Annotated in this window: 7 protein-coding genes and 1 tRNA gene; 3 read left to right on the top strand and 5 right to left on the bottom strand. The window is 64.5% G+C overall.

Features of this window, described 5'->3' with window-relative positions; genetic code table 11:
* The first annotated feature begins 192 nt into the window (after window positions 1-192).
* The gene (locus AC07YR_RS22230) at window positions 193-984 is read left to right on the top strand and encodes a PspA/IM30 family protein (protein WP_055797264.1); all 792 of its coding nucleotides are present in this window, start codon (window positions 193-195) and stop codon (window positions 982-984) included.
* Window positions 985-1,058: 74 nt separating this feature from the next.
* Here AC07YR_RS22230 and AC07YR_RS22225 read toward each other — a convergent pair whose 3' ends face one another.
* Window positions 1,059-2,324, bottom strand: a complete 1,266-nt coding sequence (locus AC07YR_RS22225) for an SGNH/GDSL hydrolase family protein (RefSeq protein ID WP_494735288.1) — start codon at window positions 2,322-2,324, stop codon at window positions 1,059-1,061.
* 208 nt (window positions 2,325-2,532) lie between these two features.
* Between AC07YR_RS22225 and AC07YR_RS22220 the strand changes: the two genes are divergently transcribed.
* On the top strand, window positions 2,533-3,957 hold the full coding sequence (locus AC07YR_RS22220; protein ID WP_494735287.1) for a cryptochrome/photolyase family protein: 1,425 nt from the start codon (window positions 2,533-2,535) through the stop codon (window positions 3,955-3,957).
* A 49-nt stretch (window positions 3,958-4,006) separates the two neighbouring features.
* Here AC07YR_RS22220 and AC07YR_RS22215 read toward each other — a convergent pair whose 3' ends face one another.
* The 4 genes from AC07YR_RS22215 to AC07YR_RS22200 all read right to left on the bottom strand — a co-directional run bounded on the left by AC07YR_RS22215 (window position 4,007) and on the right by AC07YR_RS22200 (window position 9,895).
* Window positions 4,007-4,945 carry a cytochrome b/b6 domain-containing protein gene (locus AC07YR_RS22215; RefSeq protein WP_055796577.1) on the bottom strand — a complete coding sequence of 313 codons (939 nt, stop codon included), beginning with the start codon at window positions 4,943-4,945 and terminating at the stop codon, window positions 4,007-4,009.
* A gap of 343 nt (window positions 4,946-5,288) precedes the next feature.
* Window positions 5,289-5,365, bottom strand: a tRNA-Met gene (locus AC07YR_RS22210).
* 212 nt (window positions 5,366-5,577) lie between these two features.
* A complete protein-coding gene (locus AC07YR_RS22205; protein ID WP_494735286.1) occupies window positions 5,578-8,583 on the bottom strand; it encodes a UPF0182 family membrane protein in 3,006 nt (1,001 codons plus the stop codon).
* Between the two features lie 148 nt (window positions 8,584-8,731).
* Window positions 8,732-9,895, bottom strand: a complete 1,164-nt coding sequence (locus tag AC07YR_RS22200; protein ID WP_494735285.1) for a YlbL family protein — start codon at window positions 9,893-9,895, stop codon at window positions 8,732-8,734.
* Window positions 9,896-10,114: 219 nt separating this feature from the next.
* Here AC07YR_RS22200 and AC07YR_RS22195 point away from each other — a divergent pair, with 219 nt between their 5' ends.
* On the top strand, window positions 10,115-11,557 hold the full coding sequence (locus AC07YR_RS22195) for a zinc-dependent metalloprotease (RefSeq protein ID WP_494735284.1): 1,443 nt from the start codon (window positions 10,115-10,117) through the stop codon (window positions 11,555-11,557).
* Window positions 11,558-11,567 lie beyond the last annotated feature (10 nt).

Genomic DNA, 11,567 nt, shown 5'->3' with positions numbered 1-11,567 from the left:
CTGGGGCGGCGGCGATTTCGGCGGCAGAGGCGGGGACTTTGGCGGCGGCGATTTCGGCGGCGGGGACTCCGGCAGCTTCTAGCCGATCCACAGACTAGGCGGCGGCCGTTTCCCTGGCCGCCGGATAGAAGCGGTACATCAACTGTTCACTGAATTCAGTGGCGACCACTGAGCAGGATGAAAGGCAACACCATGGTTAAGCAGTCCATTTTCGGCCGTATGGCGCAGCTGGCAAAGGCGAACATTAACTCCTTGCTGGACCAGGCCGAAGATCCGCAGAAAATGCTGGACCAGATGGTCCGGGATTACACGAACAACATTGCTGAAGCTGAATCTGCCGTGGCGCAGACCATCGGCAATCTGCGGATGCTCCAGGACGACTACAACGAGGACGTCAAGAACGCCCAGGACTGGGGCAACAAGGCCCTGGCAGCGTCCCGCAAGGCCGACGAGTACCGGAGCAGCGGCGACGCAGTGGACGCCCAGAAGTTCGACAACCTTGCCAAGGTGGCCATCCAGCGCCAGATGGCGGCCGAGAACGAGGCAAAGGCTGCCGAGCCCAGCATCGCCTCGCAGACCGAGGTTGTGGACAAGCTCAAGACCGGTCTTGACCAGATGAAGGGCAAGCTCAACGAGCTGACCAGCAAGCGCAATGAGCTGGTGGCCCGATCCAAGACCGCCGCTGCACAGTCCCAGGTCCACGACGCGCTCAAGAGCATCGACTTCATGGATCCCACCAGCGAGGTAGGCCGCTTCGAAGAGAAGATCCGCCGCGAAGAGGCCAAGGTCCGCGGGCAGCAGGAACTCGCCGCTTCCAGCCTCGATGCACAGTTCAACCAGCTCGAAGACCTCGGCGAGCAGACCGAGATCGAAGCACGGCTCGCGGCTCTGAAGTCCGGCGGCGCGAAGCCTGCCATTGGTTCGTCGGCCAACGCTTCGGCTGCGGACTCCACTGTTGAAGAGGCTGATTTCGACAAGCTCTAGTAGCTGATCCGGTTCCGGACCGGACGCCAGAAAGGCCGGGTTCCCTGATGGGACCCCGGCCTTTCCGTTGTCAGCTACGGCGTGTGCGTCTGGCTCAAGTTCACCGCCGGTTCGCCTCCCGACGTCAGCCCCGCCCCCGCCGTACAGCTCCCGGAACGGACGTCGCCGCCGTTGTAGACCTGGCGCAGGCAGTTGCGCAGGGCCAGCTGGCCCCAGTAGTTGGGGTGCAGTGATTCCTGGATGTAGTAGTCGCTGAAGGCAGTGCTCGCCGTCCGGATCTCGTTGATCCACTCACTGATGTCCGCGGCGCCGGCGCTCCGCCAGTCAGCCAGAGCGGTGTTGTTCAGCTTCTTCGTCGTATCGGCGCACAGTTCATGGCCGCTGAAGAGCGCGGACACATTGAGCGTGTGAACGCCGGCCACACCGGAAGCAGCGATGCCGGCTGAAATGGTGGAGTTGATGGCTGGCACGGCGGCCCCCGCAGCCCAATCCAAGTCCGCGTTCCAGAAGCCGCAGCCGTAGGTGCTTTGCCGGCTGAAGCCTGTTTCGGAATAGGCGATGCCGGAACTCCGCGGCAGGGGCGAGACGTAGTTCTGCACCACCAGGCTGTACTCACCGGGCGCGTAGCCTGCACTGCCCATGGCCGTGGCCACGTTGGCAAGCGAGGTGCCGATCCGGCCTGCCACAGCCGCCCTGTTGGCGGCCGAGAAGTTGGTGGCCACCGTGGTGGAGTCCTTGCAGTAACTCGGTGCCCACCACGGGCTGGTCATGAACTTGGAGACACACGTGGCGATGATGCCGGCAAAACCCAGGTCGTTGCCGCCGATCGAAATCACTACCATCCTGACCCGGTGGGATGATGCGAAGCGCTGAAGTTCCAGAGCCTGTCCGCTGTTCCCGGCAGCGTCGGTGTAGAAGTCGAGCCCCGGTTTGAATTCCCCTGAAGAGTTCCAGGACGTGGCCGTTTTGGCGCCGGAACAGGCCAGGTTGAGTGCCTGCGCCTGCCCGATCCTGATTTCCGCTGACGAGGAGCGGTGGCAGCCCCCCGTGCGCTCGGACTGGCCGGCATCCAGGTAGGCGGCGTCACCCAGGGCGTCTGCCTGGGCAGGATCGCTGGAGTTGCCCGCCCAGCGGCCCGCCTCCCCCGAAATATAGGAATCCCCGACGCTCACCACCCACGCATCGCCGCCAGACGGCGCGGCGTGGGCGGTAGGGGCGATCAATGCCGAAACTGAGATTGCGGCGGCGAGACCCGCCAGGAGAGCCCGGGTGGCGGGCCGCCGGCAGTGTGCCGCGCTGGCCGCTCCCGCCTCTTTGGCCGCTGCAAGGAATAGCTTCATTGGTCATCCTTTTTCCTGCGCGCGGCATCATTGCGGCGAACAGGTGGCCGGCACCCGGCAGCCTCCAGCCGTATGCCGTTGTCAACAGGAAAAGCCCGATCCGAACGGAACCGTCCCTGCGGAGAATGAACACAATGGACGGCAGGAGCGAGTCTACGGCCAAGTTACCGGCCAGTAAATAGCGTGGTGCGCCGTGTACCGTGGAAGCATGCCTTCCACCATTGTCTGGCTTCGTGATGACCTTCGCCTGGATGACAATCCGGCGCTGGCCGACGCGGCAGCCCTGGGCCACCCCGTGACTGTCGTGTACATCCTGGATGAAGAATCGCCGGGGGTGCGCGCCCTCGGCGGTGCAGCCAAGTGGTGGCTGCACCATTCACTGGCGTCCCTGGCTGCCGGACTGGAGGCCGCCGGCTCCCGGCTGGTCCTTCGGCGCGGGGGCGCAGCGGGAATCATCCAGGAGCTGACGGCAGGCACCGGAGCCTCACACCTGAGGTGGAACCGCAGGTACGGCGGACCCGAACGCAGCATCGATGCCGGCATTAAGGCCTGGGCCGGGGACGAAGGCCTCGATGCCGCGAGCTTCCAGGCCAGCCTCATGTTCGAGCCGTGGACCATCCGTACCGGATCCGGCGGGCCCTACAAGGTTTTCACGCCCTTCTGGCGCGCCTGCCTCGAAAGCGGTGAGCCGCGGATGCCGTCCGGCGCCCCCGGCAAACTGCCCCAACCGGCGCGGAGCGACGACGGGGCGCTCCCCCACAGCGACGATCTGGACGGCTGGGGGCTGCTCCCCCGGACACCGGACTGGAGCGCGGGACTCGCGGAGGCGTGGACGCCCGGTGAAGCGGGCGCGCACAGCCGCCTGCACGACTTCCTTGATGGCCCTGTCGAGGAGTACGGAACCGGCCGGGACCGGCCGGGAGTCGAAGGCACCAGCCGCCTTTCCCCCCACCTTCGATTTGGTGAAATCAGTCCCTTCCGCGTCTGGCACGCGCTCCGTGAGCGCTTCCCGCACCAGGCCACCGCCGACGTCGGGATCTTCCGGTCCGAACTGGGCTGGCGCGAGTTTTGCTGGCAGCTGCTGTATGAGAACCCGGAGCTGGCGACACGGAACTACCGACCCGACTTCGACCGCTTCGAGTGGCAAACGCCGTCGGACGCTGAACTGGAAGCCTGGCAGCAAGGCCGGACGGGCTATCCGTTGGTGGATGCCGGAATGCGGCAGCTGTGGCAGACCGGCTGGATGCACAACCGCGTCCGGATGGCCGCCGCGTCGTTCCTGGTGAAGAACCTGCTCGCCGACTGGAGGCTGGGCGAAGCATGGTTCTGGGACACCCTGGTGGACGCCGATTCAGCCAGCAATCCGGCCAACTGGCAATGGGTGGCCGGATCAGGAGCGGATGCTTCCCCGTATTTCCGGATCTTCAACCCCGTGACGCAAAGCAAGAAGTTCGACGCAGCGGCCCGTTACCTGCGGGAGTTCATTCCGGAAATCGCCGGGATGGATGATAAAACGATCCACGAACCCTGGAAGTCTCCGGAACAGGCTGCCGGGTATCCGGAGCCCGTGGTGGGCCTGCCGGAGTCACGCGAGCGTGCTCTGGAGACCTACCAGAGGCTCAAGGACAGCTGAGCCGGGGCCGCCTTCAGCGACCCCGGTTTGCGGCCGGCCAGCAGGTCCGTCAGCGACTGCTGACCTTGCCCATCAAGGATGCAATGGGACTCAGGAAGAGCGGCCGGGCCAGGAACCACGCAGCGACCATGACGGCGACAGACGCGGCAAAGATGCCGAAGCCGACCCAGCTGACGTCGTCGCTGCCGCCGTACATGTGGTTGAGGTTCCGGAGCGCGCCGGTGGCGAGCACCAGGAACACGTGGACAACGATGAAGGCGACAAAGTAGATCATCACCGGGAAGTGCACGGCACGGGCGGCCTCGATCGGGTAGGCCTTGTTCAGCGCCTTGGCGTTCTTGGGCCAGGCCGAGGACATCCTGAGGCCTGTGACGAACGCCAGGGGCGCCGCGACGAAGACCGTGATGAAGTACGTGAGCAGCTGGAGGGCGTTGTAGTTGACCCAGCCGTTCTCCGTGGGCCAGTTCAGGGATGCGTACTGCAGCGCCGCCGAGAGGGCGTTGGGGAAGACATCCCAGCTGGTGGGCACGATCCGCACCCACTGGCCGGTGGCGAAAATCAGGACGGCGAACACGATGCCGTTGAGGATCCACAGCGCGTCCAGGACGAGGTGGAACCACAGGGCGAGGCTGATCTTCGTCGGGGCATTCCTGGTGCGGATCATGCCCTTGTTGTTCCGTGTCCAGTAGGCAGCGGGACGAGTCTGCGTCCGCACCTGCCAGCCGGAGCGGATGATGAGCAGCAGGAAGAAGCCGTTGAGGAAGTGTTGCCACGCCAGCCAGGCCGGGAAGCCCGCGGGAGTTCCCTCAGGGAGCTCTGAATGGCCGGGGTAGGCCGCCAGGAAGTCCTTGACGCCGGCAAGTCCGGTGATCCACTTCGCGAGAAGCACCACGAGAAGAAGGGCAACGAGCGCGGCCGGCACTGCCCAGTACAGCTTGGCCCATTTACTCTTTGCAGTTCCGGACTTCTTCTTGGTCGGTAGTGACATCGAACAGCATTCCTCTCGAGAATGATCGACTAGTGACGTAGGCGGATCCGCCCCTGCCGGGTGCACCAGCGGGAGCGCCGGCCGGGTTAAGTTCGCCTTAATAGCTTGGATCATGAACAGCGGAAGAGCGAACCCGTACGGGCCGGCGGTCATCCCCCGCAACATACGATCCGTTCCCAGGCGGCGACGGCCTGCCAATGCGGTGATCGTCGTTGACCAGCCACTTGGCACCGCAGGACATAGCCCCCGCGAATGAGAATACTAGGAAATGCTAGTAGTTGGTGACCTGGAGACAAAGAAAAGAGGCCCTGACCGGCATTGCTGCCGGTCAGGGCCTCTTCCATGGTTGCGGGGACAGGATTTGAACCTGTGACCTCTGGGTTATGAGCCCAGCGAGCTACCGAACTGCTCCACCCCGCGTCGCAAGAACAACACTACCGGCCGGTGAACTTCAGACCAAATTGAAGCGACGTGATCTGCGTCTCGGCACCGGACGGCGCCGCGCAGAAGCTGCCGTCCCGCCGCCCTGCCGGACCCGGCCAATACGGCACAGGCCGGCTTCCCCGTCCTCGCGGAGGGGGAAAGCCGGCCTGTGCGGGCCTGCAGGCTATCGGGAGCCTGCAGGCGCCTGGTCAGTTGCTTGGAGAGGGCGACGGCGTCGCCGCAGCTGAGGGGGCAGCCGTGGGAGCCGGAGTAGGTGAAGCACTTGCTGCGCCGAGTTTCGCTTCGGCGTCGATCGCCTTCTGCAGTGCCGCGGACAACTTCTTCTGCTGCTCTCCGTAGGCGGCGAAATCACCCTTCGCGAGGGCCTCCTGGCCCGCCTTGATGGCAGCGTTGGCCTCGTCCAGCGCAGCCTTCAGCTCCGCCTTGGCGTCGGTACCGCCGGTGGCGGGCGGCGTTCCGCCTCCGGTGGCAGGAGGAGTCTGCCCGTTGTTGTCTGAATCACCAGCCGAGGCGCCGGAGTCCCCGCCGAACAACTGGTTCAACGCCTGGTCAAGCGTTGGGGCAAAGCCGATCTTGTCGCCGAACGCCACCAGCACACGCTGCAGCGTTGGATAGGACGTTTCGCCCGTGGACCGCAGGTACACAGGCTGCACGCACAGCAAGCCACCGCCCACGGGGAGAGTAAGGAGGTTGCCGTTGAGGACGTCAGACGCGCCCTGCCGGAGCAGGTTCAAGGCCTGGGACACGGTGGGATCCGAGTTGAACTTGTTCTGGGCCTGGCCGGGGCCGGGAACCTGGGCTTCCGGCGGGATCTGCAGGAGCCTGAGCTGGCCGTAGCTTTCCGCTTTCACGCCCTTCTGGTTGCCGGCGTCGGAATCCGCGGCCAGGAAGCCGTAAAGCACGTTGCGCGCGGTGCCGTTGACCACCTGGGGAATGAACGACGACGTGAGCTGGAAAGCGGGCTTGTCCTGGTCCGGCATCTGCAACGACATGTAGAACGGCGGCTGCTTGACCTCCTCCTTGACAGTGGGATCGTTAGGCACGGACCACGCGTCGTTGTTCGTGTAGAAGTTGTCCGCCTGGGTGACGTGGTAGCGGCCCAGCAGTTCGCGCTGGACCTTGAACAGGTCCTCCGGGTAGCGGACGTGGCTCATAAGGGCACCGGACATCTCCGAGAAGGGCTTCAAGGATGTCGGGAAGACGTTCTGCCAGGCCTTCAGCACCGGGTCCTGGTCGTCCCAGGCGTACAGCGTCACGGAGCCGTCGTAGGCGTCAACAGTCGCCTTGACGGAGTTGCGGATGTAGTTCACCGAACTGTTGGGCAGGGCGACGGTGCGGCCCGCCGTCGTCTGGGAATCGGCGGTGGCCGACGACAGCTGTTCCTGCTGCGAATAGGGGAAGTACTGGCTGGTGGTGTAGCCGTCCACGATCCACTTCACCCGGCCGTCCACAACAGCCGGGTACGCGTTGCCGTCCACCGTGAGGTACGGGGCGACCTTTTCGACGCGGTCCCGCGGGTTGCGGTCGTAGAGGATCTGCGACTCGGCGTTCACGCCGTCGGACAGCAGGAGATCGGAGGACTGGAACTTGATGGCGTAAAGGACCTTGTTGAAGAAGCTGCCGACGTTCGGTCCGCCGTTGCCGGTGAAGGTGTACTGCGTTTCGCCGTCGCCTTCCTTGCCGGCGGGACGGTCCTGCTCGCGGTTCAGCGAGCCCTTCGGGGCTCCGACGATCGAATATTCCGGTGAGTTCTCGCCGAAGTAGATCCGGGGCTGGTAGGTCGTGTCGTTGCCGAGGACACCATTGGACGGAATGCCGGCCTGAAGGAATTCGGGCTTGCCGTCCGCGGTGAACTTGTTGCCCTTGGCCGCGACCACGCCATAGCCGTGCGTGTAGACGACGTGCCGGTTCAGCCAGGACTGCTGGTTGGCGCTGAGTCCGTCCGGATTGAGTTCACGGACGGCAATCACGGTGTCCTGGACCTTGCCGTCGACTTCGTACCGGTCCACGTTGAGTGCGCTCGGGAACTGGTAGTAGGGCCGGTACTGCTCAAGCTGGGAGAACGCGTCCGAAATCAGGTTCGGATCCAGGAGCCGGATATTCGCAGTGGTTTGTGCATCCGGCGCCAGGGCACCGGTAGTGGCGGTGGTGGTGGCGTTGTACCGGTCCTCCTGGATTTTATCCAGGCCGTAGGCTGCACGGGTCATGCTGATGTTCCGCTCGATGAACGGCTTCTCAAGGGTCTGCTCGGACGGGCGCACCTGGAACTGCTGGATGACCCACGGGTAGACACCGCCGGCAAGGATGGACGTAATGACCAGCATGGCCGTGCCGATGACAGGCAGGCGCCATTTGCCGATTATGGCAGCAACGATGAACAGGATGGCCACCAGTGCGGCGGCGACAGCCAGGATGGACTTGGTGGGGATGACGGCGTTGACATCCGTGTACAGGGCGCCGGACCAGCGTCCGTTGCTGTTCTGCACCGCGGAGTAGCGGTCCAGCCAGAAGTTCACTCCGAGGAGCAGCAGGAAGGCAGCGCCTGTCACGGCAAGGTGGATCTGGGCAGCCCGGCTGGTGAAGATGCCGCGTTCCATGATCCGGATGCTGCCGTAGAGATAGTGCGTCAGGATTCCCGCGATGCCGGCGACCACCACCACGCTGATGAGGAAGCCTGTGACGAAGCCGAGGAACGGCAGGGTCATCAGGTAGAAGCTGATGTCGAGGTTGAACTGCGGGTCGTTCTGCCCGAACGGTTCCTGGTTCAGGAAGAGCAGCACTTTCTGCCACTGGCTGGCGGCGGCGCTTCCGGCGAACAGGCCGAAGAGTATCGGCAGGCCGATCATGACTACCCGGCGGACCGGTTCCAGCTGCGCCTGGTAGCGGTTCAGGTTGTCCCTGATCTCCGAATCCGGGGCGTAGACGGGACGGGCGTGGTAGGCGATCCGGATGGCATAGAACATCGCAGCGAACATGAGCGCGAAGGCGACCAGGAAGATGATGATGCGTGCCAGGTTCTCCGTGAGGAAGACTTCGAAGAACCCAAGCTGCTGGTACCAGAGAACATCGGTCCAAACATTGGCGAAGAAGATGAAGCCGACCACAACCAGTGCTACGACGATCAACGTCGGCGTCAAGGCACCTCGCCTTGGCTGGGGTCTTCCGGGCGGAGTGGAGCTGGCGGGACGGGACAAACTCGGTACCTCATAGCTGGTCGTCAGTTACTGGTTTTGTCAAAACTCAGGGTGCGTGCTGCTCGGACCGCCGGCACACCCCGGACGTGAGGTGAACGACAGTCATTAGTGCCACGAGTGGCGGTGGTGCTTAGTTCCTGCAATTAGTCTAGTTGCTGGTGCACGAGGGAAGTCCGGATGTGTCGCCGCCTGAACCGATCACGGCGACTGCTTCCCTGGCCTCGGCCAGGTTCTCGACTTTGACCACCTGCAACCCGTCCGGAATGTGTCCCACCACCTCCCCGCAGTTGGCAGCCGGCGCAAGGAACACCTCCGCGCCGTCCTCCCTGGCCCCGTACATCTTCTGCCCGATCCCGCCGATGGATCCCACGACGCCGTCGGGCGTGATGGTGCCCGTCCCGGCGAGATGTTTACCGCCGGTCAGGTCCCCCGGGGTGATGGTGTCGATGATGCCCAGGGCGAACATCATGCCCGCGCTGGGGCCGCCCACCTTCTCGAGGGAAATCTTGACGTCAAAAGGGAACTTGAATTCGTACTGCAGCAGCACGCCGAGGATGAATTTTCCGGCGGCGTTCTTCATGGGGGTGATGGTCTCCGTGACCTGCGCCGCGTCACGCGTGACAACGACCGTGGCGGGCTTTCCCTTTCCGGCGGCGAGTTCCTCCTGCACGACGCTGAGCGACGTCACGGGTTTGCCGTTTACGCTGGCGAAGACATCGCCGGCCTGGAGCTTGCCGGCGGACGCCGACTGATCCGCGAGGTCTGCCACCCGCAGTTTCTGTTCGAAAGGAATATCGAGTTCCTTCAGTGCGGAAGCCGTGGCGTTCTCCTGGGAAGTGGTCATGGCCACTGCGCTCTCCTGCTGGGACTCCTCCTTCGTCACCCCGGTGGGGAAGATGAGCTCCTCCGGATAGACCGCCTTGGATTTGTCCAGCCAGGCTGAAAAAGCTTCGAAGACGCTGACCGGGCCGTTGGGGCCGCCGTCGACATAGACAGTGGTGAGGTCCAGGTTCCCCTTGGCCGGAAACGTTTCGCGGCCGGTCACACTGATGACCGGCTTGCCGTTGTCGTTGGCCAGGGTGTTGAAGGTGGGTCCCGGTGATTCAACGACGTACGGTACGGGAAGGCTGGCGGCGGTGATGCCCAGCGCAAGAGCCATCAAACCGGAGGCCACCATCGCGGGGTAGCGGTTGTCGCTTGCTTTGGCACGGCGGGACGTCGGCCGGCGGGAAAGCCTGCCGCGGGTAGTCCCGCTGCCGTTTCCCGGTTCCGCAGGATCCCCTGGAACCTGGTCGCCCTGAGTGATTGTCAATGAAGGACCTCTCCGTACCTGCGCCCTCGGACGCGGCCCTGTGGCTGAACCGGATCGCACTGACGGCAGCCTGCAAATATTCCGATGACTAACACTACGCGTTGAGCGGGCGGCACCGCTCTTTGCCGACAGCGAACGGGGCCGGATTCGGCAGACAGCCGCCAAGGCCCCGGGGTACCGTGAAGGTGATCAACAGTCACACCGACGATCGGCGGGATCATGACCTCCAACCCACTCAATCCGTCCAACGGGGACGACGACACCCCTAAGGATCCGCTTGCGGAAATGCTACAAAACCTCATGGGTGGCAAGGGCATGGGTGACATAGACCCCGCTGAACTGGCCAAGGCCGCAGGGCTTCCGGACGATCCGAACCTGTTGGCCCAGATGTTTTCGCAGGTGCAGGCCATGATGAGCGCGCCCTCCGAAGGGCCCGTGAACTGGCAGCTCGCCCACGACAATGCGCGGCGGGTTGCCGCAAGCGGCTCCGACCCCTCTGTCACGGCCCAACAGTCCCGTGAAATCGATGAGGCACTGCGCCTGGCCGAGTTGTGGCTTGACCAGGTCACTGAGCTCCCCGCCACCGGCCTGATCGGCCGGGGCTGGTCCCGCGCCGAGTGGGTCGAGGAGACGCTCGGCACCTGGAAGCGGCTCACTGAGCCGGTGGCGAACAGCATTGCAAATGCGCTGTCCACAGCCATGACCGAGCAGATGCCCGAGGAAATGAAGTCCATGATGGGCGGGGCTTCCTCCATGCTGCAGAACATGGGCGGCGCCATCTTCGGCATGCAGCTCGGCCAGGCCATCGGTGCCCTGTCCGCGGAAGTGGTGAGTTCAACGGACATCGGGGTTCCGCTGGCCGACCTCGAAATGGCCCTCCTCCCGGCCAACGTGGCCAAGTTCGGCGAGGGCCTGAGCTTGCCCGAGAACGACATCCGGCTTTTCCTTGCGGTGCGGGAAGCGGCGCATGCCCGGCTCTTCGTCCAGGTGCCCTGGCTCCGCGGCCACCTCCTGGGAGCCATCGAGGCCTACGCCCGTGGCATCCACATTGACACGTCCAAGATCGAGGAACTGGCCCGGGAGATCGACCCCAGCAACCCCGAAGGCATCCAGGAGGCGCTGTCGCAGGGCGTATTTATGCCCCAGCGGACCCCCGCCCAGGAACAAGCACTGGAGAAACTCGAAACGGCGCTGGCCCTGGTCGAAGGCTGGGTGGACGAGCTGACCGCAGCGGCCACCGAGAAGTTCCTGCCCTCTGCCTCGGCTCTGCGCGAGACAGTGCGGCGCCGCCGTGCCACGGGCGGCCCGGCCGAGCACGCCTTCTCGTCCCTGGTGGGACTGGAGCTGCGTCCCCGCCGCCTGCGCGAGGCCGCCGCGCTGTGGGCTTCCCTCAAGGAAGAACGTGGCACCGAGGGACGGGACGCCATTTGGCAGCACCCCGACCTCCTGCCCACCGGCGAGGACCTGGACGATCCCCAGGGGTTCAGTGCACGGCGCAAGCTCGCCGAAGCGAGCGACACCGAGGTGGACGACGCGCTGCAGAAGCTGTTGAACGGCGGATTCGACGAACCGGCCGAAGACGAAAGGACCTCTGACGACAAGGACACCGGCGGCGGTCCCGGCTCCGGCACGGACGACGACGGCGGGACGCCGAAAGCCTGACCCGCCGGCT

The sequence above is a fragment of the Arthrobacter sp. GW460-12-1-14-TSB2 genome (assembly GCF_059423525.1).
Note: the sequence above shows the minus strand (reverse complement) of the source record. Positions and strands in the feature narration are given on the sequence as shown.